Here is a 24,299-nt window from a genome sequence, read left to right on the forward strand (position 1 = left end):
GTGGTCCCGGGGCGCCGCCGGTCAGGAGAGGACGCGCTCCGGCGCGGTCCACTCCAGCCCGTGCGCCTCGGCCACCGGGCGGCTGGTCAGCCGGCCCTCGTGGGTGCTCAGCCCCAGCGCGAGGGCCCTGTCCTCGCGCATGGCCCGCCGCCAGCCGAGGTCGGCGACGGCCAGCGCGTACGGGAGCGTCACGTTGGTCAGCGCGTACGTCGAGGTGTGCGGCACCGCGCCGGGCATGTTGGCCACGCAGTAGAAGATCGACTCGTGCACCTCGTACGTGGGCCGCTCGTGCGTGGTCGGCCGGGAGTCCTCGAAGCAGCCGCCCTGGTCGATCGAGATGTCCACCAACACCGAGCCCGGCCTCATCCGGCTCACCAGGTCGTTGCTCACCAGCTCGGGCGCCTTGGCGCCGGGCACCAGCACCGCGCCGATGACCAGGTCCGCCTCCAGCGCCGCCCGCTCGATCTCCAGCGTGTTGGAGGCGACGGTCCTGCAGTGTCCCTGGTGGACGAGGTCGGCATGGCGCAGCTTGTCGATGTTGGTGTCGAGCAGCAGCACCTCGGCCCCCATGCCCAGGGCGATGGCGGCGGCGTTCATGCCGGACACCCCCGCCCCGATGACCACCACGCCGGCCGGCCGCACGCCGGGCACGCCGCCCATGAGCACGCCCCTGCCGCCCCTGGGCCGCATGAGGTGGTACGCCCCCACCTGCGGCGCGAGCCGCCCCGCCACCTCCGACATGGGCGCGAGCAGCGGCAGCGCCCCGTCCGGCGTCTGGACGGTCTCGTACGCGATCGCGGTGCACCCCGAGTCGAGCAGCGCCCGCGTGCACCCCTTGGAGGCGGCCAGGTGCAGGTACGTGAAGAGCACCTGCCCCTCGCGCAACCGGTGGTACTCCTCGGGCACCGGCTCCTTCACCTTCATAACCAGGTCGCCGGCCGCCCAGACCTCGTCGGCGTCCTGGACCAGGACGGCGCCGGCCGCGGCGTAGCCGGCGTCGGGGATCGAGGAGCCGAGGCCCGCCTCCCGCTCGACGAAGACCTGGTGGCCGTGGCGCACCAGCTCGTGGACGCCGGCCGGGGTGAGCGCCACGCGGTATTCGCTGTTCTTGACCTCTCGTGGAACGCCGATCTTCATGGTCGAGCTCTTCTCGGCGAGATCCTCTTACACCACCATCTTTCCTCCCATACCCCGGAAAAATGATGATTGTCCGGCTGATTACCTCGGTGCAGCCGGACCTCGATAGGCTCACCGCAGCCCGAACGTCAGGATGGGATCGTCATCGATGGACAAGCCCGAAGAGCCGCAGACAGCGGACCCGGGGGAGCCGAAGGCCAGCCGACTCACCACCATCGTGCTGATCGTCTCGCTCGTTCTCGTCGTGCTCATCGCGGGCGTGCTCGGCACGGTCGCCGTCCTGATGACCAGGAGCCCCGACTCGCCGATCTTAGGCGGCACGCCGCCGCGGCACCTCGCGGTGCCCGTCCACTTCGCCCCCGTCCGGTCGACCCAGGCGGCGCCCTGCCCCGGCGTCCAGGCCGTGCTGGACGAGAAGCAGACCACCTGCTACCTCCTGGAGGACGGCGTCACGGTCGGCGCCGTGCAGGAGATCGAGGCGGTGCGCGAGAACGACGGGCAGTATTCGGTGCGCATCGCGATCGCGCCGGCGTTCAAGGAGCGGGTCGTGCAGCTCGTCGACGAGCTGGTGCCCGACCAGCGGCAGCTCGCCGTCGTCCTGGCCCCCGAGCAGCCCGACGCCCCCAAGGTCGTGCTGGCCGCGCCCGTCGTCACCCAGTACATGAACGGCGACAGCATGAGCATCGCCGGGTTCGAGCAGGCGGAGGCCGACGCCCTGGTGGCCCGCCTGCTGGGCGGCACGTCCAGCCCCGCCACCGGCACGACGTCGAGCCCCGGCACCGGCACGTCGCCGGTTGACCCCACCGGCACGGGGACGCCCGCCCAGCCCGGCACCACCGGACAGCCGGTCACCACGGGGCAACCGGTCACCACCGGACAGCCGGGCACCGGGACGACCGGCACCACCGACCCCGCGCCGGGCTCCCGGCGCACCCCCGACAAGCGGTTCGCCAGCTGCAAGGAGGCCGTGACCGCCGGCTACGGCCCCTACCACAGGGGCACGCACGAGGAATACTCCTGGTACGTCGACGTGGACGGCAACGGCGTGGCCTGCAACAGCGGCGACATCCGCTAGGCGAAGACCTCCTCCAGCCAGTCGATCGCGAAGTAGGCCAGGAAGACCAGCGAGACGATCCAGAGCAACCACGGGATCTCGGACAGGCGTCCCCTGACGGCCTTGACGAGCGTGTAGACGATCACGCCCGCGCCCACGCCGTTCGTGATCGAGTACGTGAACGGCATCAGCGCGATCGTCAGGAACGCCGGCACGGCCACGTCCGGGTCGCCCCAGGGCACGTTCCTGCTCTGCGTCATCATCAGCGCCCCCACCAGCACCAGCGCGGGCGCCGCAGCGGCGGCCGGGACCACCGAGGCCAGCGGCGTGACCAGCATCGTCAGCCCGAGCAGCGCCCCGGTGGCGACGCTCGCCAGCCCGGTGCGCGCGCCCTCGCCGACCCCGGCGGCCGACTCGACGAAGACGGTGTTGGCCGAGGCGCTCACCGAGCCGCCCACGACGCCCGCCACGCCGTCCACGGTCAGGACGCGGCCCAGCCGGGGCACCTGGCCGCGCTCGTCCACCAGCCCCGCCTCGTCGCTGACGCCGATGATCGTGCCCATCGCGTCGAAGAACCCCGACAGCACCAGCGTGAACAGCACCACGGCCGCCGTCAGCGCCCCCGCCCTGGCGAACCCGCCGGTCACGTCGAAGGCGCCGACCAGCGCGAAGTCCGGGGCCGCGATCAGGCGCTCGGGCACGCGCGGCGTCACCACGCCCCACGATCCCGGCGCGATCCTGGCCAGCGAGTTGACCGCGATCGCCAGGATCGCCGTCAGGATGATGCTGATGAGGATGGCGCCCGGGGTCCTGCGCGCGTACAGGGCGATCATCAGGAGCAGGCCGAAGCAGAACACCGCGACCGGCCAGCCCGTGAGGTGTCCCGTGGCGCCGAGCTGCACCGGCGTGCCGGTGCCGCGCGCCACGAAACCGGCGTCCACGAGGCCGATCAGCGCGATGAACAGGCCTATCCCGACGCTGATGGCGTGCTTGAGCGCCAGCGGGATCGCGTTCATGATCAGCGTGCGCAGGCCCGTCACGGCCAGCACGATGATGACGAGGCCCTCCAGCACCACCAGCCCCATCGCCTCGGGCCAGGTCATGTGGGGCGCCGCCTGGTAGGCGACGACCGCGTTGAGCCCGAGCCCGGCGGCCAGGCCGAAGGGGGCGTTGCCGACCACGGCCATCAGCAGCGTGGAGACGGCCGCGGCCAGCGCGGTCGACGTGGTCAGCTGCGCGATGGACAGCCGGGCGCCGGTGACGTCCGTGGCGCCGGCGAGGATGATCGGGTTGAGCAGGACGATGTAGGCCATCGCCACGAACGTGGTCACGCCGCCACGCATCTCGCGGCCGACGGTGGTCCCCCGCCCGGTGAGCTCGAAGAACCGGTCGAGCACCGACGCCCCCTCCGTGATGATCAGGGGGAACGCCGGTTTGCTACCCGGCGGGGGACGAGATCACGCCTTCTCGTGGCGCCCGTGGCCCACCAGGGCGACGAACTCCTCCAGCCCGATCGTCCCGTCGCCGTCGCTGTCGGCCGAGGTGATGAACGCCTCGATCTCGCTCTCGGACGCGCCGAGCCCGCCCAGCGCCTCGTTGGCCTGCCGGATCTCGGCGGCCGTCAGCAGGCCGTCGCCGTCGGCGTCGAACCGCTTGAACTCGGCCTCGGCCGCATCACGTGCGCTTGTCATCGGATACCTCCCCGTTCTCGAACAAGGCGATATCTTCCGGCCTGATCGGAACGCGCGTCAACCGGAGCCCGGTCGCGGCGCGGACCGCGGCGGCGATGGCGGGGGTGGAGGAGAGGGTCGGGGGCTCGCCGGCGCCGCGCAGCCCGTACGGCGCCGCCGGGTCCGGATTTTCCAGGATTTTCAGCTGCATGGGCGGCATGTCGAGGATGGTGGGGATGAGGTAGTCGGTGAACGACGGGTTCAGCACCCGGCCGTCCCGGACCTGGATCTCCTCCATGAGCGCCAGCCCGAGCCCCTGCGCCGAGCCGCCGTGGATCTGGCCCTCCAGCGCCTGCGGGTTCAGGATCGTGCCGACGTCCTGGACGGCCGCCAGCTCCACCACCTTGACCAGCCCCAGCTCCACGTCCACGTCCACGACGGCCCGGTGCACGCACAGGGCGAGCTGCGTGTGGGAGTCGCCCTGGCCCGTGAGCGGGTCCATCGGGTACGTCGGCCGGTGCCGGAACTCGCGCGTCTCCTCGATCGGCCCGAACGCCTCCAGCGCCTTCTCCGGCGGCAGCCCCTCGAACCGCTCCCTGACGGCCAGGCAGGCCGCCCGGACCGCCCCGCCGGTCACGTACGACTGGCGCGAGGCCGACGAGGAGCCGGCCGAGCCGACCGAGGTGTCGGCGGTGGCCACGGTCACGTTCGCGATGCCGAGCTCCGTACGGGCGATCTGGGCCTGGACCGTCACCAGGCCCTGGCCGACCTCGGCCGCCGCCGTGTGCACGGTGACGTGCGGCTCGCCGCCGACCAGCTCGGCGCGGACCCGGGCCGTGGAGTAGTCGTCGAAGCCCTCGGAGAAGCAGATGTTCTTGATGCCGACGCCGTAGCCGACGCCGCGCCGGACGGACTCGCCGTGCGTGGTCTGGGAGACGCCGCCCGGCCTGGAGAGCAGGCCCTCGGGGACGCCGTCGGGCAGCGGCCCAGGGAGCGGCCCAGCGAGGGGCCCAGGGAGCGGCATCGCCTCCAGCTCGCGCAGCATCCCGGCGAGCGGGGCCGGGGAGTCGATCACCTGGCCGGTGATCAGATGGGAGCCCTGCGAGACGGCGTTGCGCACCCGGATCTCCACGGGCGACAGGCCGCACGCCTCGGCCAGCCGGTCCATCTGTGACTCGTACGCGAAACACGCCTGGACCGCGCCGAACCCGCGCATCGCGCCGCACGGCGGGTTGTTGGTGTAGACGCCGGTCGCGTCCACCCGCACGTTCTCCACCTCGTACGGGCCAACGCCCAGCGACGCCGCGTTGCCGACGACGGCGGGGGAGGAGGAGCAGTACGCGCCGCCGTCCAGCAGGATGTCGGCCTTGACATAGACCAGCCGGCCGTCACGGGTCGCGCCGTGCTCGTAGCGCATCCGGGCCGGGTGGCGGTGCACGTGGCCGAAGAACGACTCCTCCCGCCCGTACACGATCTTCACGGGCCGGTTCAGCCGCAGCGCCAGCATGCAGGCGTGCGCCTGCATCGACAGGTCCTCCCTGGCGCCGAACGCGCCGCCGACGCCCGACAGCGTCAGCCGTACCTTGTCCGGGGGCAGGCCCAGGCAGGGGGCGAGCTGGTCGCGGTCGACGTGCAGCCACTGGGTGGCGATGTACAGGTCCACGCCGCCGTCCTCCGCCGGGACCGCGAGGCCCGACTCCGGGCCGAGGAAGGCCTGATCCTGCATGCCGACCTCGTACTCGCCGGTGACGACGACCTCGGCCTCGAACGTGTCACCGCGCCGCACCGGCTGGTGCCGGACGAACCGCCGCGACTGGCGGGGGTCCGTCACCGCCTCGCGCGGCTCGTACGCGACCACGATCGCCTCGGCCGCTCTGCGGGCCGTCTCCGGATGGTCGGCCGCGACCACGGCCACCGGCTCGCCCTGGTAGCGGACCTCGTCGATGGCCAGCACCGGCTGGTCCCTGTGGTCCAGCCCGTAGAACTTCTCACCCGGCACGTCCTCGTGCGTCAGCACGGTCAGCACGCCCGGGATCCGCAACGCGGGACCCACGTCGATCGAGCGGATCCACGCCGACGGGTGCGGGCTGCGCAGCGTCGCGCCCCACACCATGCCGTCCAGCCACAGGTCGGAGGCGTAGGCGAACTCGCCGCTCACCTTCAGCGCCGCGTCCGGGCGGCGCGCGCTCGTCCCCACTCCGTGCCGCAGGGTCGTCTCCGTCATTCTCCGAGTAGAGCACCGCCGCCCCGCCGACTCCTATGCGCGCCGCGTGAAATCCCGGTCAGCGGATGCCCCGACCGGCTTGTATATTCCTCCAAGTGCGCATCTCTGACCTGCTGGCCATCGACGAGCTGCACCTGAGGCTGCTCGCCGGCGACCCCGCACGCGAGTTCGGCACCGTGCACATCACGGACCTGCCCGAACCGGGCCGCTACCTGGCCGGCGGCGAGCTCGTGCTGTCCGGCCTGATGTGGTGGCACGAGCCCGGCGACTCCGGGGAGTTCGTCGCGGCCCTCGTCCGGTCCGGCGTGGCCGCGCTCGGCGCCGGTCAGGCGTGGCTCGGCCACATCCCCGCCGACCTCGTGGCGGCGTGCGAGACCGCCGGCCTGCCGCTCATCGAGGTGCCCACCGAGGTGTCGTTCCGGACGCTGGCGGAGCTGGTCGTGCCCCGGCTCTCCGGCGACGTCCGCGACGCGCTCGGCCGCCACCGCAGGCTCGTCGCCGCCATCGCCGAGGGCGCCGGGCTGAGCGAGCTGTTCGAGCTGACCGCCGCCGAGCTCGGCGTCACCGGCGCCGTCCTGTCGGCGTCCGGTGAGGTGATCGTGGGCGCCGCCGACGATCCGGTACGGCTGGCGCGCGCCTACCTCACCGCGCCCCGGCTGCCCGCGCACGTCGGCGAGCACACACTCTTCGCCGTCGGGCGCGGCCACCGCGCCGCCGGCTGGGTGCTGGCCTGCGACGGCGACCTCCTCGACCGGGCCGACCTGGGCTACGAGCTGGCCGCCTGCGTCGGGCTGGAGCGCGGGCGCATGGAGGAGGGCCGCCGCGTCGAGCGCCGCCTGATCGAGCAGCTCGTCGTCGCCGCCCTGGCCGAGTCGGACGTGGCCGAGCTCAACGCCAGGCTGCGGACGTGCGGGATCGAGGCGACCGAGCCGTACGCCATCGTGAACGCCACCCTGGAGGTCGACCAGCCGCGTCCCGGCGATCCCGGGCCGGCCACGCTGGGCGGCCAGGTCGTGGAGGAACTGCTCGGCCGCGAGATCGTGGCCGCCACCGGCGCGACCTTCACGGCAGGCGGGGAACTCACGGCAGGTGAGGCGCTCACGGCGGGCAGGGCCGGTGCGCCGGGCGCCGACGGCGGGGCCGGTGTCGCGCGGGCCCCCTATGTCGCGGGCACGGATGGCGCGGTGGCGCTGGCGCCGCTGCGCGGGCACACCACCGCCGAACTGGCAGAGCGACTCCGCGCCGGCGCCGAGGTGCTGGCCGCCCTGCCCGGCACCCGCCTCTGCGTGGGGCTGAGCGGCTCGCTCACCGGCGCCGCCGCCGTCAAGGGCGGCGTGGAGGAAGCGGGCCACGCCAGGCGGCTGGCCGAGGCCCGCGCCGGAGGGGTGGTGACCAGCGACGAGATCTACACGCACGCGCTACTGCTGGCCACGGTGCCGGGAGACGTGCGCCGCTCCTTCTCGGCCCGCCTGCTGTCGCCGCTCCTGGACTACGACCGCAGGCACCAGTCCGAGCTGGTGCGCACCCTCGGCATCTTCCTCGACTGCGCGGGCTCGTGGAACGCCTGCGCGGAACAGCTCCATGTGCACGTCAACACCGTGCGCTACCGCATCCGCAGGATCGAGGAGCTGACCGGCCGGAACCTGGCGACGATGGCGGACCGGGTCGACTTCTACCTGGCCCTACGGGACACGGGCCCGCCACGGTGACCAGGCCGTCAACCCCAAATTTGTGGCCACTGTCGTGACGGCCTACAGGCAACGAGCACCATCTCGACCTGCCGATACGCCTGCTGCGCGAGGTTGGCGGCATCAAGTTGCCGACCGACGGTCCGCTGTGGGTCGGGCCAGGAGACCTACGAGACCGCATCTCCAGGGAGATGCATGCCGAGACCGTCGTGTTCGGCGGTCCGCTCCAGGACCGATGGTTCTCCACCATCGTCGAGGTCCTGCCGGACTCCCGGTGCGGGGCGCTTCCTCGCGCCGGTACAAATCTGCAGCGGCTGCCTGACCATCACGATGCGCCCCGTGATCGTCGGGCCCGACCACATCCCCGTCCTGACCGACCCGCATCAGATGGCCGCGGACCTGCTGACAGCGGCGCTGTCGGTGATGGCGCACGGCCACCTGCCGGAGGTCGCAGAGGCGTTCATCAAACTGCTCGCCGACCTGCCGGCCGACGACGCAGCGTCCCTCTTTGGTTACACTATCGACATGGCCGCGCCGCACGCACGCCGGCTTCTGGAGGAGACCGTGACGATCTACATCCCCGAGCACAGCCCCTGGGCCCAGAACCTGTACCGCAAGGGCCGGGACGCAGGCCGGGAAAAGGGCAGGGAAGAAGGCCGGGAGGAAGGTCGGGAAGAAGGCCGGGCCGCGGGAGAGGCGGCCTCCGTGCTCGCCGTTCTCCGCTTCCGCGGCATCGACGTTCCTCCCGACCAGCACCAGCAGATCACCACGTGCACCGACCTGGCCCTTCTGGAGGTCTGGCTGCGGCGCGCTCTCGAAGCCACGCACATCGACGACGTCCTGGGCGACGGCTCGGAGTCGGATTCGTAGGCGGGGGCGCCCGCGCCCCGGACACGCCCGCTGGTCACACCTCAGGGGTGATGCGCAGGCCGTGGGGTTCCAGGTTGGCTTGCAGGCGGACACCGCCGATGATCGTGTGCCTCTCGCTGTCGGCGTTCTTCTTCGCCCACGCCGCCACGCTCTTGCGCAGTTTGGGCCGGCCTATGAAGACCGCGTCCGCCATCGTGGAGAAGAGGGTGGTGCACGCCCGGGTGTAGTTGCCGAGGCGGCAGGTGGCCTCCACGACCTTGACCTTGTCGGGGGCGTCGTACTCGATGTCCACGTACATGTCCCCCCTCCCGTCAGGTGGCTCGCATGTCGTTCGCTGCTTGGCGCGGCTCCAGGCATCCGGGTCGCCCGCTTCCTGGGTGCACTTCCAGGAGTTCGCCTTCTTCATCCAGTCGTCGACGATCATGGCGAGGGTCACGCTCGGCAGGTACTGCTGATCCCCTCCGGGGAAGTCGGCGGCGAAGGCGGGTGGGGTGGTGCTTCCCGGCACCCCCGTGGTGACCAGGCCCGTGACGCCGCCCAGCACTCCACCCAGGAGAAGGGCCGGTAACAGGACGCCGATCAGGGGTAGGAGCAGGCCCTTCTTCCTCGGAGAGCCGGGCCCGCCCGGATGCGGCACCCCCGGCTGCGGCGGGCCGGGATACTGCGGCCCAGGTTGCGGTGGCCCTGGTTGAGGCGGTCCCGGGTGCTGCGGTCCCGAATGCGGTGGACCGGGCTGAGGTGGTCCTGGTTGCGGTGGTGCTGGATGCGGTGGACCCGTGTGCGGTGGTACGGGCTGTGGCGGGGGCTGGACCGGGCGCCAGGCCGCGCCGTCCCACCAGAACCTGCCGTCAGGCGAGTACTGAACTGGGTTCATGAGGGGATCCTGATGTCGAGCTCGACGGACTTCTGGGGAGTCAGCAGGACGTACTCGTAGTCGGCGATCCTGGCCTTGGTGTCCTTCGCCGCGGCCACCTGCTCGGCCAGCCACTTCGTGATGTCGGCCGAGGTCGCGGGGTCGTCCCGGTAGGGGAGGGTGGCGAACCAGGTCAGGTACGCCATCCCCGCCTTGGTGAGCTTGCCGTTGTCGGCGTGGAAGACGTCGGCGGTGAGCCGGTAGACGTATCCGTCGGAGAAGGAGATCGTCGCCTTGAAGGTCATGGAGCCGATCACCAGGTCGCAGAACCAGGAGTCGTGTTCCTGGCGCTTGCAACTGTGCCCCTTCTTCTTCAGGGCCTCCGTCACGCCGGACGCCTGGAGACCGGGGATGCAGTCGCGGGAGCCGCACGACTGCGTGAACTGGTTGAGGCGGATGTCGCGGGTGAACAGGTACGCGCCCGTGCCGGCGAGGAGGAGTGCGAGCAGGCCGGCCACGGTGACGATGGTCCGGCGTGAGCGGGCCGCCATGTCAGGAACCGTTCCGGACGAAGCCGTTCCACCGGCTCCGGAAGGCGCTCGCCGAGATGCCGAGCACCTCCCGGGCCATGCCGTCGAAGATCGGTAACTCGAAGAAGGAACCGCTCGAGTCGGGGTGCTTGATGATCTGCGCGTACAGCTCCACCGCCGCCTTCCTGCCCTTGAGCCGTTCGGCGAGGCTGAAGACGCTCGAACCGAGCGCGTAGTTGAAGGAGATGTCCCGCCCGTAGAAAGCCGTTCGGCCGGGCGGCGCCCCGCGGAACTTGCCGGCCCGGACTCCCGCGGCCACCTCGGCGCGGATCGCCGATGCGCGCGCCGGGGCGCCGACGGTCTCGATGTAGCGGGCGAAACCCTCGATCGCCCAGATCGGCGGGCCCCAGTCGCCGTAGTCGGTCATCGTGGCCCGCGCGGTCACCGCGTGCGCCAGCTCGTGCCGGATCGTGGCCGCGGGGTCGCCGTCCTTGTGGTTGCTCAGGTTCACCACGATCCTGGACGCGGCGTATTCGCCCTGGTAGATCAGGCCGTCCTTGCGTACGCCGAGCAGGCGAACCTGGTAGCCGAGATTGCGCGCGTTGAAGTCGTCGTCGGTGCCCAGGCCGAACCACTGGCGGAAGTTCGTGGCGCTCCGCGTGAAGAAGAGCACGTACCCGGGGTACGTGAGCCGGTCGTCCCAGAGCCCTTCGACGGTCCGCAGCTCCCGTTCGGCGACCGCGGCGTAGCGGTCGAGGTCGGTGACGGAGCGGTCGCCCGCGAGCCAGATCTTCTCGCCGACCTGGGTGACCTTCAGCGCGTCGGTGTGCCAGGGCGCGTCCGCGAGCGGCCCGGAAGCGCCCAGCTTCTTGCGGTTCTTCCGGGTCGCCGGGGTGATGCCGGTGATGACGTCGTCCTTGAACCGGTAGACGAAGCTCTCGCCGGGCGCGATGTCGCCCGGCCCCTCGTCCGCGGTGAGTTTCGCCACGCGCACGACCGGCCCGAAACTGACCTCGCCGTTCGCGAGCGTCCGCTCGCTCACGCGGTCGGAGATGTAGTGGACGTCAGCCAGTTCGAACTGCCGGAGGTTCGAGAAGACGAGTTTCTCGTACGTGACGAGCTCGTCGTCGGACTGGTCGAGATCGGCCAGGTACGCCTTCTCATCCCCGTCTTTGAGCGCCTTGGCCCGGCGCTCGAGCACCTTGCGCAGCCGTTTGCCGGTCCCCGTGCCGGACCCGTAGTCCTCGCTCTGGATCGACGGCCGGCGAGGGCCGCTGCATCCCGTGGCCAGTAACCCTCCGGCCAGCAGCACCGCCCGCCTCGTCCACACCATGCTCGTCTCCGGCATCGTTCCCCGCAATCGTCTGCCGATCAAGTATGGCCAACTCCGTACCGGCTCCGTGGACCTTTCCGGCGAAGTGGCTGCAGGCGGAGAAGTGGATGGATAGCCCGATATATCGGGTGATGGGGGCCTGAGCTGGGCGCTTACCTGCTCGGCGCCGACGTGAGCGAGCCGTCCGAGCGGACGCCACCGAGCGGCCACGCGCCTGGGTGACCGGGATGACCGGGGTGAAGGTGCTGGCCGCCCTGCCCGGCACCCGTCTTCGCGTGGGGCTGAGCGGCTCTGACCGGTGCTGCCGCCGTCAAGGGCGGCGCGGAGGAAGCGGGCCATGCCAGGCGGCCCGCCGGGGCTCGTGCCGGAGGTGTGAGGGCCGACGATCTGATTTGCTCGCACGCGCTGTTGCCGGCCACGCTGCCGGGGGGCGTACGCCGCTCCTTCGCGGTCTGGCCGCTGTCACCTTCCTCGACGGCGCCGCTCGTGGAACGCCTGTGCGGTGCGGCAGCGCGTGCACGTCAACACCGTGCGCCGCCCCGCCTGGAGAGTGGTGGTCGTCCCTCGCTCAGCAGCAAGGAGAAACATCTGCCTGCATCTGCACAGGAGACGAGTCGGCACTTACGGTCGTAACATTGCCTCCTACGGCCACAACGGCCGTAATCGCGGCAACGAGTACGGCCAGAGCAGTACGGGTGCGCATGGGGGTCTCTCCCTCGCCTACTTGTGGTGCTTGGACGTAATAATCTCAGGGAGCGGCAGCTGTGACCACATCTGACATGGTCGGACTCCGTATCAAGACAGTCAGGCGTCAACGAGGCCTGTCGCAGGCGCAGCTCGCGCATCCAGAGCTGTCGGACAGCTACGTCTCTCTGATCGAGAGCGGTAAGCGGACCCCGACCCCGGCGGTGCTGGAGCTGCTGGCTCAGAAGCTCGACTGTTCGCTCTCCTATCTGGTCAACGGTGTCACGGCCGAGCAGATGGAAGACATCGAGCTGGCGCTGGGTTACGCGCGGCTCGCCCTGGAGAACGGTGAGGTCTCTGAGGCTCGCACCCGCTTCGCTGAGTTGTTGACGGACAACAACCTGACAGGTCTCACCAAGCTTCGTCAAGATACGGAATTCGGGCTGGCACTGGCCACCGAGGCGATCGGCGAGCTCGACGAGGCGATCTCCCTCCTCACCCGGCTGCGGACCGAGGAGACCACTCCGGAGCGCGCGGTCGAGCTGGCCATCGCCCTGTGCCGGGTCTACCGCGACAGCGAGAGGCTCACCGAGGCGGTCCAGGTCGGAGAGCAGATCCTCGGCGGCTCCAGCCGCCCCACCTGGACGGACCTGCACGTCGAGCTGGGGGCCACGCTCCTGTCCGCCTACCTCTGGCGCGGCGACATGCTCAGGGCCAGCCAGTTCGCCGCCGAACTCCTCAACGCCGCCGACCTGCTGGGCACGCCCAGGTCGATCGTCGCCGCCAACTGGAACGCCGCGCTGGTGGCGCAGAGCACGGGGCACGGCGCGGAAGCGCTCGGTTTCGCCGAGCGCGCACTCGCGGTGCAGGCCGAGACCGGCCATTCGCGCAACATCGCCCGCATGCGGACCGCGTTCGGTTCGCTGATCCTGAGGGTCCGTCCCGACCAGGCGAGGGCCGCCCGCGACGCCCTGTCGCGTGCCGCCGAGGAGCTGGCGCAGACCTCGGCGAGCGCGGTCGACATGGCCCGGTGCCGGATCGAGCTGGCCAGGGCCGAGATCGTGCTGGGCTCGCCGGCCGAGGCGCTCGACCACGTCCGGGCCGGCCAGCAGGCGCTGCCGGACAACGCGCGGGCCCTCGGTGCGGAGGCCGACCTGCTGATCAGCCGGGGCCACGGAGCCCTGGGCGACTTCACGCAGGCCGGGGTGCACGCCCGCGCCGTGCGCGACCGCCTCGCGCCGCTGCCCGACTCAGGACGGGTGGCCGGCACCTGGTACGCCGCCGCCGAGACCATGGAGATGCTGGGCGAGACCGACGACGCCGTCGCGGCCTACCAGCGAGCCCTGGCCTGTGCGGGGCTGTAGCGGGGTCAGGACCGGGTGGTGGCGTCGGTAGCCTGGGGGTGCCATGAACAGATCCCCGCTCGCGGCGCTGACCGCTGTCCTCGCCGCCCTGCTCGTGCTCGTCACCGCCGCCCCCGCGCTGGCGCATGACGCGCTCAAGAGCAGCTCGCCTGCCAAGGGCACGTCGGTCGAGACCCTCGACGAGGTTCGGCTGGAGTTCACCGCCGGCGTGCGCCAGCCGTTCGTGATCGTGCGCGGCGCCGGCGACGCCCAGCACCAACGCGGCAAGCCGGAGGTGGACGGCAAGGTGGTGACGCAGGCGGTCGAGGGGCCGCTGCCCGACGGGGAATACACGATCGCCTACCGGGTCGTGTCGTCCGACGGGCACCCCATCGAGGACGAGATCCCCTTCACGGTGAAGGGGGCGTCACCGGCGTCGCCCAGCGACGGCCCGCCCGCCTCCGATAGCGCGGCCTCCGCGCCGCCGCCCCCGGCGCAGGCCTCGCCCGGCGAGGCGTCGCCGGCCGACCAGGCCGTGGCCGCCGACGAAGGCGCGGCCGCCGACCAGGCCTCGGCCGAGCAGGACGTGACGTTCCCGGTCTGGCTGGTGATCGTGATCGGCGCGCTCATCGGCATCGGCATCGGGTTCCTGCTCAGCGCGCGGAGAAGGAAGCCATGAGCAGGGCGGCGCGGCTCGCGTTCGCCGGGGCGGTCATCGCGATCGTGGCCCTGGCGGCCGGCATGATCGCCGGGGGCAGCGCGTTCCCGAGGATCATCCCCGGCCTGCCCGACTCCGGGACGGTCGTCCGGTGGGGGCTGCCGCTGTCCAAGCTGGCCATGGACCTGTCGGGCCTGGCCACCATCGGCCTGCTGCTGATGGCCGCCATGCTGCTGCCCAGCGACAAGGGCATGCTCGGCAAGAGCGCCGTCCAGTACGTCCAGGCCGCCTCGTGGGCGGCGCTGGCCTGGGCCGGGTCCGCGTTCGCCGCCATCGTGTTCGGCGCCGCCGACTCCATCGGCAGGACCGTCCCCCAGATCCTCGACCGCACCATTCTCACCAGCTACGCCACCCAGACCACGCAGGGTGTGGCGCTCACGCTCGTGGTGCTGTTCGGCGTGGCGATCGCGCTGTTCTCGCGCGGCGCCATCACCGCCGGGTCCGCTGCGGGGCTGCTGGTGTTCGCGCTGGTGACGCTGCTGCCCGTGCCGCTCACCGGGCACAGCTCGTCCTCTCCCAACCACGACCTGGCCACCTCGGCCGTGGCGCTGCACCTGCTGACGCTCGCGCTGTGGGTCGGCGGGCTGGCCGTGCTGGCGGTGCACGCCGTGCGCAAGCAGCCCCGGCTGGAGGTGGCCGCGGCCCGCTTCTCCACCATGGCCCTCTGGTGCTACGCCGGGGTGGGGCTGTCCGGGGTGTTCAGCCTGGTGGCTCGGCTGGCGGCGGTCTCCGACCTGTGGACCAGCACGTACGGCCTGCTGGCCCTGGCCAAGATCGTGGCCTTCGTGCTGCTCGGCTACGTGGGCTACTGGCACCGGCAGCGCACGCTGGTCGACCTGGACAAGCGCAGGCCGGGGGCGTTCACCCGGCTGGCCGCCGGAGAGATGCTGCTCATGCTCGCCACGGTCGGCATCGCCGTGGCGCTGTCGCGCACCCAGCCGCCCGAGTTCAGCGTGCCCGCCGACCGGGCCTACGAGCTGCTCGGCTTCCCGCTCCCGGCCGCGATCACGCTCGGCAACGTGTTCACCCTGTGGTGGTTCGACCTGTTCTTCGGCCTGGTCGCCGTCCTGCTGGGCGGCCTCTACGCGGCCGGTGTGGTCCGGCTGCTGCGGCGCGGCGACAAGTGGCCCTGGGGCCGTACGGTGTCGTGGTTCATCGGGGTGGCGCTGCTCGTCTTCAGCACGCAGAGCGGCCTGGCCCGCTATGCCAAGGTCATGTTCGACATGCACATGATCGAGCACATGACGCTCTCCATGGTCGTGCCGATCTTCCTCGTCCTCGGCGGTCCCGTCACGCTGGCGCTGCGCGCTCTCAAGCCCGCCGCCCGCAGGGGCGACCGGGGGCCGCGCGAGTGGATCACGACCATCCTGCACAGCCGGTTCACGAAGGTCATCGCGCATCCCGGCGTGGCCACCTTCATCTTCGTGGCCTCGACGTACGCCCTGTACTTCACGCCGCTGTTCGAGTCGGCCATGCAGGAGCACCTCGGGCACATCTGGATGACCCTCCACTTCCTGCTCAGCGGGTGCCTGTTCTTCTGGGTGATCGTCGGGATCGACCCGGCTCCCAACCGGCTGCCGCACGTCGGGCGGCTGCTGATGCTGTTCGTCACCATGCCGTTCCACGCGTTCTTCGGGATCGCGATGATGATGACCGGCACGGTGATCGCGTCCGGCTGGTACGAGCAGCTGGGCCGCACCTGGGGCAAGTCGCTGCTGCAGACCCAGCACGACGGCGGGGCCATCGCCTGGGGCTTCGGCGAGATCCCGACGGTGATCGTGCTGCTGGCCATCGCCGTGCAGTGGTACAGGGACGACGAGAGGCAGGCGCGGCGCTCCGACCGCCGGGCCGACCGGGCGGGCGGCACCGCCGACCCCGCCCTCGACTCCTACAACGACTACCTCGCCCGCCTCAACCGCGCCGACAAGGCCGAGTAGGCGCTCCATGAGCGCGTAGCCGTTCGGCCATGGCCTTCTATCTTCGCACTACACGTCCCTGCACCGGCAGGTAGCCTTGCTCCGAGGGGAGACGGGCATAACCTCATCAGCTAGCGTGCGTGGGCCTTGAGGGGGGATTGCGCACCGCCAGGTGGGAGCGCCGGAGTGGGGACCGGCGCGGGCCCGGCGTGCCGAGGAAGGCGAAGACCATTGTCGGAAGAGACACGGATGCGCGGGGGGCAGAGCCTGGCCGAGGCGCTCGAAAGCCACCTCGCCGAGTGGTCCGAGCGCACGGGGATCGCCGTGGAGACCTGGGCGTTGCCCGCCACCGACGTGCCGGCGCGGGTCGCGGGCGCCGTCATGGCCGCGATGCGTGAGGCGCTGTCCAACGTCGAGCTGCACAGCAGGGCCCGGGTCGTGTCCATCGCGGTGACGACCTCCACGAGCGGGCTGCGGATGACGGTCAGCGACAACGGCCAGGGCTGCTCCCTCACGTCGGCGGGCAGCGGCATCGCCCGGATGCGGGCGGCGTTCGCGGAGATCGGCGGGAGCCTGTCGGTCAACAGCGTGCTCGGTGAGGGCACCACGGTGACCGGAGTGGTGCCCGGGCGCCACTGAGCAACGTCAGGGCAGGGTGAGGATCTCGCTGCCCGTCTCGGTCACCACGAGCGTGTGCTCGAACTGGGCCGTGCGCTTGCGGTCGCGCGTCACCGCGGTCCACTTGTCGGGCCAGATGTCGTACTCGATCGTGCCCAGCGTGAGCATCGGCTCGATCGTGAACGTCATACCCGGCACCAGCTCCACCCGCAGCGACGGGTCGTCGTAGTGCGGCACCATCAGGCCGGAGTGGAAGCTGGTGCCGATCCCGTGCCCGGTGAAGTCGCGCACGACGCCGTAGCCGAACCGCTTGGCGTACGCCTCGATGACCCGGCCCACCACGTTGAGCTGCCGGCCGGGCGCGACCGCCCTGATGGCGCGCATCATCGCCTCGCGCGTGCGCTCCACCAGCAGCCGCGACTCCTCGTCCACCTCGCCCACGAGGTAGGTGGCGTCGGTGTCGCCGTGGACGCCGCCGATGTAGGCGGTGATGTCGACGTTGACGATGTCGCCGTCCTGGAGCACGGTGTCGTCGGGGATGCCGTGGCAGATCACCTCGTTGATCGACGTGCACAACGACTTGGGGTAGCCCTTGTAGCCGAGCGTGCTCGGGTAGGCGCCGTGGTCGAGGAGGAACTCGTGGCCGATCCGGTCGAGCTCGTCGGTCGTGACGCCCGGCTGGGCGTGCTTGCCGACCTCCTCGAGCGCCTGGGCGGCGATGCGGCCGGCCACGCGCATGCGCTCGATGATCTCCGGGGTCTTCACGTCGGGCTCGCCGGTCTTGGGGCGCTTCTTTCCGACGTACTCCGGCCGCTCGATGCTGGCGGGGACCTTTCGCATGGGCGAAACTCGGCCGGGCTGGAGCAGTGTCGTCATGAAACATGAGTCTACGGGGCAGAATTGACCATGTGAGCGAAGGCCAGTGGTGGTTCTGTCTCAAGCACATGCGGGTCGAGCCCGACAAGGGCTGCCCCAACAAGGACCGGATGGGTCCCTATTCGTCCGAGCAGGAGGCGGCCGGGGCGCTGCAGCGCGCCGCCGACCGCAACAAGGCCTGGGACGAGGCGGACCAGGACGACGATGACTAGGGCACGACCGCGTAGGCCCTGACCGGGAAGGTCCCGAGGCCCGCGACCATCGGCGGCGCCGCGTGGAAGCGGAAACCGTCCGGGGGCAGCGCGGCCAGGCCCGTCATGTGCTCCACCAGCGGGATCCCCGCCTTCAGCAAGATCGAGTGGGCGGGGCGTTCGCCGTGCGGCGGGGTGTCGTCGAGGTTCAGCGAGTCGATGCCCACCAGCGCCACGCCCTGCTCCGCCAGCCACCGCGCCGACGCGGGCGCGAGGTAGGGATGGCCGTGCAGGTAGGCGTCGGTGCCGAAGTGGCGGTCCCAGCCGGTGTGGATCAGCACCGCGCGTCCCCGTACGTCGAGGTCTTCGTCGATCGTCACCTCGCGGCCGGGGCCGCCGCGGACCACCAGGCCGGGCAGGTCGGCCAGGCTGCTCAGTGACACCTGCGACAGGTCGGGGCCGTCGGCGTAGCGGTGGAACGGGGTGTCGAGGTAGGTGCCGGTGTTGGCGGCGAGCGCGATCGTGCCGATGTGGAACTCCGTGCCCGGCGCGTAGAGCTCGCGTGAGGCCTCCCTGCTCAGGTGCACGCCGAGCTTCGGGGCGGGTATGCCGGGGTAGGTGATCATGCCGTCGACGATGCGGTGGCTGAGCTCGACGATCATCTGGCGGCCCTCCTAGTCCGCGAGTCGGGGGCCGCTGACCTTCTCCAGCAGCCGGGCCAGGCGCTCGCGCAGGCCGGGGCGGCGCTGCGGCTCGCCGGCGGCGGCGCTCACCAGGTGCTGGGCCCCGTCGAACGTCACCAGTCCGTCGCGCGGCACCTCGATCGCGTCGTGGGCCAGCCCGGCCAGCTCGCGGTCGCCGCCCTCGATGGCGAGGATCGTCGCCCCCGTACGCCGGGCGTCGTCGACCCGTTCCAGCAGCGGGACCGGAGCCTGCCGCTCGGCCAGCACGAACAGCGTCTCGCCCCGCGCCGCCCGCTCCAGGCGATCGAGGCCGACGCGGAGGTGGGCGGGGGCGTCGGCGGGTGGCTCCCAGCGCACGAGCGTGGGCGTGAGCTGCGGCAGGCCCGCGAACCTGGCCTCGTCGGCGAGGTGCGCGGTCAGGTGCCAGGGCTCCTCGTCCGGCGTGCCCACCAGCAGCAGGCCGCCCGGGGAGCGGGTGGCGCGCAGGGCGACGCCCAGCTCACGGGCGCGTTCGAGCCAGCCCGTCTCCGCCAGGAGCTCACGCAGCAGGGCCACCGATCCTGAGTCCATGTCACCCATGGTGCCTGACGCGCACGCCCGGGGTGGCTGATTCGGGAGTGATGTGCGGATCCTAGGGCTGCTCGCGTTCGGCAACTGCTGGCCAGCCGTCCCGGCCGGGCCCACCGGGTCCGGCCGGCGTCCGGCGGGCTGGCATGATCGGGGGTATGACGAATTTGAATTCTCCCCCGGCTGAAGCAGGGGGATTCCTGGCTCAGGAAGCCCCGCTGGTCGGCGACCAGCGAGGTCTTACTCCCTCAGCACCAGCCGGGACGGAACCTGCCCGGTTTGGTACGGCAAGCTTGGAGGTGCGTGTGCTGTCTTGGTTCTCGATCAGCACATGCGGGAAGCTTGGTTCTCGCAACCCGCGGAACCGACTCTACCGGACGCTGATCCGCCCTGGAGGCGAATCAGTTGGTCCTGCCCTGCTCAGGGGTTCGATTCCTTCCCGGCCTGAAGACCGGGGCATCCTCGGAGGTATTCGGTGAACGGGCTTTCCATCGGCATCCTCGGCGGCACCGGTGACCAGGGCAAAGGGCTGGCACGGAGGTTCGCGCTGGCCGGGCATCCGGTGCTGATCGGGTCGCGCAGCGCGCAGCGCGCCCGTGACGCCGCCGCCGACATCGGGGCGGGTGCGACCGGTGACGAGAACGCCGCCGTCGCCGCCCAGGCCGACATCGTGATCGTGGCGGTGCCGTACGACGGGCACAAGGCGCTGCTGGAGTCGCTGCGCGCCGAGCTGGCCGGCAAGATCGTGGTCGACTGCGTCAACCCGCTGGGCTTCGACAAGCAGGGCGCCTACGCGCTGCCGGTGGAGGAGGGCAGCGCGGCGCAGCAGGCCGCCGCGGTGCTCGCCGAGAGCCGGGTGGTCGCGGCCTTCCACCACGTGTCGGCGGTCGTGCTGATGGACCCGGCCGTGGACAAGGTCGACCTCGACGTGCTGGTGCTGGGCGACGACCGCGAGGCGACCGACACGGTGCAGGCGCTGGCCGAGGCCATTCCGGGGGTGCGCGGGGTGTACGGCGGGCGGCTGCGCAACGCCCACCAGATCGAGGCGCTGACGGCCAACATCATCTCGGTGAACCGCCGCTACAAGGCGCACGCCGGGCTGCGGATCACCGACATCTGACCGGGCGCGGCCGCACCGGCCGGGCGCGTCAGAGCCAGCCGGCGTCCTGCGCGATGCGGATGGCGTCGATCTTGTTGCGGGCGCCCGTCTTGGTGATCGCCCCCGTTAGGTAGTTGCGCACGGTGCCGGGCGACAGGTGGAGGCGGGAGGCGATCTCCTCCGCTGACGCGCCCCTGGCCGCCTCCTTGAGTACGGTCGACTCGCGCGGCGTCAGCGGGCTCTCGCCGTACTCCATGGCCGAGGACACCAGCTCGGCGTCCAGCACCCGCAGCCCGGCGGCCGTGCGCCTGATCGCGTCCGCCAGCCGGTGGCCGGGCGCGTCCTTGACCAGGAACGCCTCGATGCCGGCCGCCAGCGCCCTGCGGACGTGCCCCGGCTGGCCCATGGCCGTGAGCACCAGGACGCGGCACGACGGGAGCCGCTCCAGGAGCGTGGCGGCCGCCGTGATGCCGTCGACGACCGGCAGGTCGATGTCCACGATGGCGACGTCGGGCCGCACCCGCAGGGACTCGGGCACGATCTCGTCGCCGCGGGTCACCTCGGCGACCACCTCGATGTCCGGCTCCAGGCGCAGCAGGGCGGTCAGGGCCGCCCTGATCATGTGCATGTCCTCGGCGAGCAGGACCCGGATCACGCCGTGACCTCCATCGCCAGCAGGAAGCCGCCCGCGCCGGCGGGGGCGGCGGTGCAGGAGCCGCCGGCCTGGGCGGCCCGCTCCGCCAGCCCCGTGAGCCCTCCTCCTGGCGGCCCGGAGGCCGGGGGCGCGCCGTCGTTGGCGACCTCCAGCCGTAGCCTGCCGTCCTTCGCGGAGGTGGTGATGGTGCACGTCGTGGCCCTGCTGTGGCGCAGCAGGTTGGTGACGGCCTCGCGTACGGCCCAGGCCAGCGCCTCCTCCGAGCGGCCGGGCAGCGCCACGTCGGCCAGGTGGGCCTGGACGCCGATGCCGGACGACTCCAGCAGCGCCACCGCCCGGTCCACCTCGCCCGCCAGCGACATCGCCCGGTAGCCCCTGGCCACCTGGCGCACGTCCTGCGCCGCCTCCCTGGCCACCTGGACCAGCTCGCCCACCTCCGTGCGGGCGGCGACCGGGTCGCGCTCGAGGAGCCGGGAGGCCAGGTCGCCCTTGAGCGCGATCGCCGTCAGGCTGCGCCCGAGGCCGTCGTGCAGGTCGCGGGAGATGCGCAGGCGCTCCTTGAGCACCGCGGCGTCCGCCAGCTCGGCCCTGGCCTGCTCCAGGTCCGCGGTCACGCGGGTGAAGCGCACCAGCGCGTAGATCATCGCGCCCGTCGTCGGTATGGTGACCACGTAGAACAGCGTGACCACCCACATGTTGAAGATCACCCAGATCGCGACGCCCTCGTACGCCATCATCAGCCCCACGAGCGCGCCGCCCCAGCGCAGCGGCAGGAACACCAGCAGCGTCCCGGCCAGCAACGGCGCGGACACCGACGACATGCCGCCGGGCAGCAGGGGGTCGGGCAGGTATGTCGCGACCGCCTGGAGCGCCAGCGTGAGGGGGAACAGGGGCGGGCGCCGGCCACTCAGGCCCGCCCGCATGTTCAGGTAGTGCGTGGAGATCACCGCGAGGACCGCGACCCCCGCCGCCGCGCCGTAGCCCGCGCTCCACTCGAAGTAGGTCAGCGCGATCACCGTGTACGCGAAGGAGACGGCGGTGATGAGCACGCTCGCGAGCCGGCCGGCGGAGGACGAGGTCACGGTGACGATTATGACCGGCCTCGCCCCGCCCCCCAGGCCCGGCCTCACACCCCGCCTCCCGCCCGGCCCCGCGCCCGGCCCCGCGCCCGGCCCCGCGCCCGGCCCCGCGCTCGGCCTCAGGATCGGCGGGGTTCCCACCGGAACCACAACCGGATCGCGACCAGCCCGGCGACCGTCCAGCCGGCCAGGATCAGCGCCGCCACGGCCAGGTCGCCGGTCCTCACGGCGTTCACCACGGCGGTGGTGGGCAGCAGGTCCAGGACCGGCTCCAGCCAGTCCGGCAGCGGGATGGGCCCCATCGCGCCCGCCGAGACCCCGGCCACCAGGAAGACGGGCATCGTGTAGGCGGAGGCCAGCTCGGCGCGCGGGACGGCCGCCGTGTACGCGGCCCCGAGCAGCGCCATCACGACCGATCCGGCGATCACGATCGCGGCGAAGCCCAGCGGGTCGTCCGGGAGCGGCACCCCGGCCAGGACCCGCACGGCCACCGTGGACAGCACGATCATGGCCACGGTCTGCGTCGCCGTGCTGACGATCTGGCCGAACAGGATCTGCCCGTCGGTCAGCCCGGTCGTCCGCAGCCGCTTGAGCAGCAGCTGGTCGCGCTGGGCGGTCAGGGCGACGGTGACGCTCATGAACGCGGTGATCGCCAGCAGCAGCGAGAGCGCGCTCTGGAAGACGGAGGTGGCGAGCGAGGCGCTCTCCACCACGTTCAGCAGCAGCGGCATCCCCACGGCCAGCCCCACCGGGGTGACCACCGTGCCCAGCAGCACGGCCTTGTCCCGCCAGAACAGGCGCGTGCCGAGGCGGAAGGTCGCGATCAGGCTCATCGGAGCACCTTCCAGGAAGGTCGGGTTCATCGGGCACCCCCTGCGAAGGCCGGGTTCATCGGGCACTCTCCAGGAAGAGGTCTTCGAGGGTGGCCGTGCGGACCTCCAGGCCCGCGAGGCGCAGGCCGCGCTCGGCCGCCCAGGTCAGCAGCGTCTGCGCGGCCAGGTCGGGGTCCTCGGCGCGGCAGACGGCCGTCCCGCCCTCCAGGGTGACCGGCAGCGGCAGGTCGGCCGGGTGCACGTGCGCGGGCATCCGGAACGCCACCCGCCCCGCCTGGGCGGCGAGGGTCTCCGCCATGTCGCCCGCCGCGACCACCTCGCCCGCGTCCATGATCGCCATCGTGGAGGCCAGGCGCTGCGCCTCCTCCAGGTAGTGCGTGGTGAGCAGGATCGTGGTGCCCTGCCCGGCCAGGTCGCGCACGACGCCCCACGTGGCCCTGCGCGCCTCGGGATCCATACCGGTGGTGGGCTCGTCGAGGAACAGCACGTCGGGACGGCCCAGCAGGGCCAGCGCCAGGTCGAGGCGGCGCTTCTCGCCGCCGGACAGCTGGCGCACCTTGGTGCCCCTCTTGCCCGCCAGGCCCGCCAGCTCCAGCGCCTCGTCGCGGGGGCGCGGCGCGGCGATGAGGCCGCGCCAGGTGTCGACGGTCTGCGCGACCGTCAGGTCAGGGAAGAACCCCGCCTCCTGCAACATGATCCCGGTGCGCCGCCGGAGCGCCGTGCGGTCGGCGTACGGGTCGAGCCCGAGCACCCGCACGGTGCCGCCGTCGGCCCGCTGGAAGCCGGCCAGCACCTCGATCGTGGTCGTCTTGCCCGCGCCGTTCCTGCCCAGCAGCGCGAAGATCTGACCTTCGCCCACCTCGAACGAGACGCCCTTCACCGCCTCGAACCCGCGATGGCTCTTCCTGAGCCCGTTCACTTCGATCGCCGTCATGCACCCGACTATCCCGGGGCCGCTCGCGGGCGGACAGTGAGGAATTCACGACTTCCGCGAGAGCTTGAGCAGCGCGTCCGTCACGCCCTCGGGGTCGACGAGCTGGTGCAGGTGCAGGCCCGGCACGCGGGTCACCGGCCAGCCCCGCCGGGCCGCCTGCTCGGCCACCGTGTCGTACGGCGGGCCGAACCACAGGCACGAGCACCTGACGTCGTCCCACCCGGCCGGCACCGGGACGGGCTGCGTGTAGTAGTCGAGCGGCAGCCGCGGCTGCTCGCCCGCCACCCGCACGCGCACGGCCGGGTCGGGCAGCATGGCGACGACGTCCTCCTCGTCCCACCAGTCGGTCCAGCGCGGCAGCACGCCGCCGGGGCCGGCGAGGTTGCGCAGGAACGGCAGGAAGCCCTCCTCGGCGACCTTGATCAGCCCGTCGCGCGGCGGGATGTGCGCGTCGGCGAACACGCACGCCACCACCCGCTCGCCCAGCCCCTCCTTGACCAGTGGCACGAAGAACCCGGCGTTGCTGTGCGCGACCAGCACGAGGGGCGTGTCAGGGGCCGCGGCGCGCACCGCCTCCACCACCCGCGGCCAGTACGGCCCGCCGCCCGCCGCCACGCCGGTCAGGTCGGGCACCACCGCCGCGTGGCCGCGGCGCTCCAGCGACTCGGCCACGGCGGCCCACGTCGAAGGCCCGACGGAAGGGCTGTGCACGAGTACGAAGGTCGTCTGCATGGGGTCCAGCCT

The 24,299-nt window shown here is 71.9% G+C and carries 24 protein-coding genes; 9 read left to right on the top strand and 15 right to left on the bottom strand.

Annotated elements, in window-relative coordinates; all coding sequences use genetic code 11:
• Positions 1-21 precede the first annotated feature (21 nt).
• Positions 22-1,137 carry an alanine dehydrogenase gene (gene ald / locus FH608_RS24360; RefSeq protein WP_139632920.1) on the bottom strand — a complete coding sequence of 372 codons (1,116 nt, stop codon included), beginning with the start codon at positions 1,135-1,137 and terminating at the stop codon, positions 22-24.
• A gap of 148 nt (positions 1,138-1,285) precedes the next feature.
• Between ald and FH608_RS24365 the strand changes: the two genes are divergently transcribed.
• Positions 1,286-2,212, top strand: a complete 927-nt coding sequence (locus FH608_RS24365) for an excalibur calcium-binding domain-containing protein (protein ID WP_139632921.1) — start codon at positions 1,286-1,288, stop codon at positions 2,210-2,212.
• Here the strand turns inward: FH608_RS24365 and FH608_RS24370 are convergent.
• From FH608_RS24370 to FH608_RS24380, 3 genes are read right to left on the bottom strand one after another with little or no spacing between them, the layout of a single operon-like run.
• Complete coding sequence (locus FH608_RS24370) at positions 2,209-3,588, bottom strand: NCS2 family permease (protein WP_139632922.1); 1,380 nt, start codon at positions 3,586-3,588, stop codon at positions 2,209-2,211. The two genes, FH608_RS24365 and FH608_RS24370, sit on opposite strands and share 4 nt — an antisense overlap.
• Before the next feature lie 60 nt (positions 3,589-3,648).
• On the bottom strand, positions 3,649-3,882 hold the full coding sequence (locus FH608_RS24375; RefSeq protein ID WP_139632923.1) for an EF-hand domain-containing protein: 234 nt from the start codon (positions 3,880-3,882) through the stop codon (positions 3,649-3,651).
• The gene (locus tag FH608_RS24380) at positions 3,866-6,085 is read right to left on the bottom strand and encodes a xanthine dehydrogenase family protein molybdopterin-binding subunit (RefSeq protein ID WP_139632924.1); all 2,220 of its coding nucleotides are present in this window, start codon (positions 6,083-6,085) and stop codon (positions 3,866-3,868) included. Before FH608_RS24380 ends, FH608_RS24375 begins: the two co-directional genes overlap by 17 nt.
• Positions 6,086-6,180: 95 nt before the next feature.
• Between FH608_RS24380 and FH608_RS24385 the strand changes: the two genes are divergently transcribed.
• Both FH608_RS24385 and FH608_RS24390 read left to right on the top strand, forming a co-directional pair.
• Entirely contained in the window at positions 6,181-7,794 is a 1,614-nt protein-coding gene (locus FH608_RS24385; protein WP_139632925.1) for a PucR family transcriptional regulator, read from the top strand.
• 318 nt (positions 7,795-8,112) lie between these two features.
• The gene (locus FH608_RS24390; protein ID WP_139632926.1) at positions 8,113-8,643 is read left to right on the top strand and encodes a hypothetical protein; all 531 of its coding nucleotides are present in this window, start codon (positions 8,113-8,115) and stop codon (positions 8,641-8,643) included.
• Positions 8,644-8,677: 34 nt separating this feature from the next.
• Here FH608_RS24390 and FH608_RS51655 read toward each other — a convergent pair whose 3' ends face one another.
• From FH608_RS51655 to FH608_RS24405, 3 genes are all read right to left on the bottom strand, one after another.
• Positions 8,678-9,187 carry a hypothetical protein gene (locus FH608_RS51655; RefSeq protein ID WP_193318598.1) on the bottom strand — a complete coding sequence of 170 codons (510 nt, stop codon included), beginning with the start codon at positions 9,185-9,187 and terminating at the stop codon, positions 8,678-8,680.
• Positions 9,188-9,513: 326 nt separating this feature from the next.
• Positions 9,514-10,047: a hypothetical protein gene (locus FH608_RS51660; RefSeq protein ID WP_193318599.1), complete on the bottom strand. Its 534-nt coding sequence runs from the start codon at positions 10,045-10,047 to the stop codon at positions 9,514-9,516.
• A gap of 1 nt (position 10,048) precedes the next feature.
• Complete coding sequence (locus FH608_RS24405) at positions 10,049-11,374, bottom strand: hypothetical protein (protein ID WP_139632928.1); 1,326 nt, start codon at positions 11,372-11,374, stop codon at positions 10,049-10,051.
• Positions 11,375-12,123: 749 nt separating this feature from the next.
• On the opposite strand from FH608_RS24405, the gene FH608_RS24410 reads away from it, so the two are divergent.
• The 4 genes from FH608_RS24410 to FH608_RS24425 all read left to right on the top strand — a co-directional run bounded on the left by FH608_RS24410 (position 12,124) and on the right by FH608_RS24425 (position 16,659).
• Positions 12,124-13,407, top strand: a complete 1,284-nt coding sequence (locus FH608_RS24410) for a helix-turn-helix domain-containing protein (protein WP_226899838.1) — start codon at positions 12,124-12,126, stop codon at positions 13,405-13,407.
• A 43-nt stretch (positions 13,408-13,450) separates the two neighbouring features.
• The gene (locus tag FH608_RS24415) at positions 13,451-14,065 is read left to right on the top strand and encodes a copper resistance CopC family protein (protein ID WP_139632929.1); all 615 of its coding nucleotides are present in this window, start codon (positions 13,451-13,453) and stop codon (positions 14,063-14,065) included.
• Complete coding sequence (locus FH608_RS24420; protein ID WP_139632930.1) at positions 14,062-16,041, top strand: cytochrome c oxidase assembly protein; 1,980 nt, start codon at positions 14,062-14,064, stop codon at positions 16,039-16,041. The genes FH608_RS24415 and FH608_RS24420 overlap by 4 nt, the downstream gene beginning before the upstream one ends.
• A 228-nt stretch (positions 16,042-16,269) precedes the next feature.
• Positions 16,270-16,659, top strand: coding sequence for a sensor histidine kinase (locus FH608_RS24425; RefSeq protein ID WP_139632931.1), 390 nt, complete (start codon positions 16,270-16,272; stop codon positions 16,657-16,659).
• A gap of 6 nt (positions 16,660-16,665) precedes the next feature.
• Here FH608_RS24425 and map read toward each other — a convergent pair whose 3' ends face one another.
• A complete protein-coding gene (map, locus tag FH608_RS24430; RefSeq protein WP_139632932.1) occupies positions 16,666-17,514 on the bottom strand; it encodes a type I methionyl aminopeptidase in 849 nt (282 codons plus the stop codon).
• A 5-nt stretch (positions 17,515-17,519) separates the two neighbouring features.
• Between map and FH608_RS24435 the strand changes: the two genes are divergently transcribed.
• Positions 17,520-17,726 (top strand): hypothetical protein, encoded by a 207-nt coding sequence (locus FH608_RS24435; RefSeq protein ID WP_139632933.1) that lies wholly within the window; start codon positions 17,520-17,522, stop codon positions 17,724-17,726.
• Here the strand turns inward: FH608_RS24435 and FH608_RS24440 are convergent.
• Both FH608_RS24440 and FH608_RS24445 read right to left on the bottom strand, forming a co-directional pair.
• Positions 17,723-18,367 carry a cyclase family protein gene (locus FH608_RS24440; protein ID WP_139632934.1) on the bottom strand — a complete coding sequence of 215 codons (645 nt, stop codon included), beginning with the start codon at positions 18,365-18,367 and terminating at the stop codon, positions 17,723-17,725. The genes FH608_RS24435 and FH608_RS24440 overlap by 4 nt on opposite strands.
• A gap of 12 nt (positions 18,368-18,379) precedes the next feature.
• Positions 18,380-18,958, bottom strand: coding sequence for a hypothetical protein (locus FH608_RS24445; protein ID WP_193318600.1), 579 nt, complete (start codon positions 18,956-18,958; stop codon positions 18,380-18,382).
• Between the two features lie 472 nt (positions 18,959-19,430).
• On the opposite strand from FH608_RS24445, the gene npdG reads away from it, so the two are divergent.
• Entirely contained in the window at positions 19,431-20,075 is a 645-nt protein-coding gene (npdG, locus tag FH608_RS24450; protein ID WP_139632936.1) for an NADPH-dependent F420 reductase, read from the top strand.
• A 28-nt stretch (positions 20,076-20,103) separates the two neighbouring features.
• Here the strand turns inward: npdG and FH608_RS24455 are convergent, their stop codons facing one another.
• From FH608_RS24455 to FH608_RS24475, 5 genes are all read right to left on the bottom strand, one after another.
• The gene (locus tag FH608_RS24455; protein ID WP_139632937.1) at positions 20,104-20,709 is read right to left on the bottom strand and encodes a response regulator transcription factor; all 606 of its coding nucleotides are present in this window, start codon (positions 20,707-20,709) and stop codon (positions 20,104-20,106) included.
• Entirely contained in the window at positions 20,706-21,791 is a 1,086-nt protein-coding gene (locus tag FH608_RS53865) for a sensor histidine kinase (RefSeq protein WP_139632938.1), read from the bottom strand. Before FH608_RS53865 ends, FH608_RS24455 begins: the two co-directional genes overlap by 4 nt.
• Positions 21,792-21,907: 116 nt before the next feature.
• Positions 21,908-22,621: an ABC transporter permease gene (locus FH608_RS24465; RefSeq protein WP_193318601.1), complete on the bottom strand. Its 714-nt coding sequence runs from the start codon at positions 22,619-22,621 to the stop codon at positions 21,908-21,910.
• 55 nt (positions 22,622-22,676) lie between these two features.
• Entirely contained in the window at positions 22,677-23,555 is an 879-nt protein-coding gene (locus FH608_RS24470) for an ABC transporter ATP-binding protein (RefSeq protein WP_139632940.1), read from the bottom strand.
• Between the two features lie 45 nt (positions 23,556-23,600).
• A complete protein-coding gene (locus FH608_RS24475) occupies positions 23,601-24,287 on the bottom strand; it encodes an alpha/beta fold hydrolase (RefSeq protein ID WP_139632941.1) in 687 nt (228 codons plus the stop codon).
• Positions 24,288-24,299: the final 12 nt, after the last annotated feature.

The sequence above is a fragment of the Nonomuraea phyllanthi genome (genome assembly GCF_006334985.2).
Classification (GTDB): domain Bacteria; phylum Actinomycetota; class Actinomycetes; order Streptosporangiales; family Streptosporangiaceae; genus Nonomuraea; species Nonomuraea phyllanthi.

Coding starts and splice junctions, on each gene's coding strand:
- FH608_RS24425 (WP_139632931.1), top strand. CDS start 16,270: ATGCGCGGGGGGCAGAGCCTGGCCGAGGCGCTCGAAAGCCACCTCGCC.
- FH608_RS24435 (WP_139632933.1), top strand. CDS start 17,520: ATGAGTCTACGGGGCAGAATTGACCATGTGAGCGAAGGCCAGTGGTGG.
- FH608_RS24440 (WP_139632934.1), bottom strand. CDS start 18,367: ATGATCGTCGAGCTCAGCCACCGCATCGTCGACGGCATGATCACCTAC.
- FH608_RS24365 (WP_139632921.1), top strand. CDS start 1,286: ATGGACAAGCCCGAAGAGCCGCAGACAGCGGACCCGGGGGAGCCGAAG.
- FH608_RS24375 (WP_139632923.1), bottom strand. CDS start 3,882: ATGACAAGCGCACGTGATGCGGCCGAGGCCGAGTTCAAGCGGTTCGAC.
- map (WP_139632932.1), bottom strand. CDS start 17,514: ATGACGACACTGCTCCAGCCCGGCCGAGTTTCGCCCATGCGAAAGGTC.
- FH608_RS51660 (WP_193318599.1), bottom strand. CDS start 10,047: ATGGCGGCCCGCTCACGCCGGACCATCGTCACCGTGGCCGGCCTGCTC.
- FH608_RS24380 (WP_139632924.1), bottom strand. CDS start 6,085: ATGACGGAGACGACCCTGCGGCACGGAGTGGGGACGAGCGCGCGCCGC.
- FH608_RS24470 (WP_139632940.1), bottom strand. CDS start 23,555: ATGACGGCGATCGAAGTGAACGGGCTCAGGAAGAGCCATCGCGGGTTC.
- FH608_RS24415 (WP_139632929.1), top strand. CDS start 13,451: ATGAACAGATCCCCGCTCGCGGCGCTGACCGCTGTCCTCGCCGCCCTG.
- FH608_RS24405 (WP_139632928.1), bottom strand. CDS start 11,374: ATGCCGGAGACGAGCATGGTGTGGACGAGGCGGGCGGTGCTGCTGGCC.
- ald (WP_139632920.1), bottom strand. CDS start 1,137: ATGAAGATCGGCGTTCCACGAGAGGTCAAGAACAGCGAATACCGCGTG.
- FH608_RS24465 (WP_193318601.1), bottom strand. CDS start 22,621: ATGAGCCTGATCGCGACCTTCCGCCTCGGCACGCGCCTGTTCTGGCGG.
- FH608_RS24420 (WP_139632930.1), top strand. CDS start 14,062: ATGAGCAGGGCGGCGCGGCTCGCGTTCGCCGGGGCGGTCATCGCGATC.
- FH608_RS24445 (WP_193318600.1), bottom strand. CDS start 18,958: ATGGACTCAGGATCGGTGGCCCTGCTGCGTGAGCTCCTGGCGGAGACG.
- FH608_RS24475 (WP_139632941.1), bottom strand. CDS start 24,287: ATGCAGACGACCTTCGTACTCGTGCACAGCCCTTCCGTCGGGCCTTCG.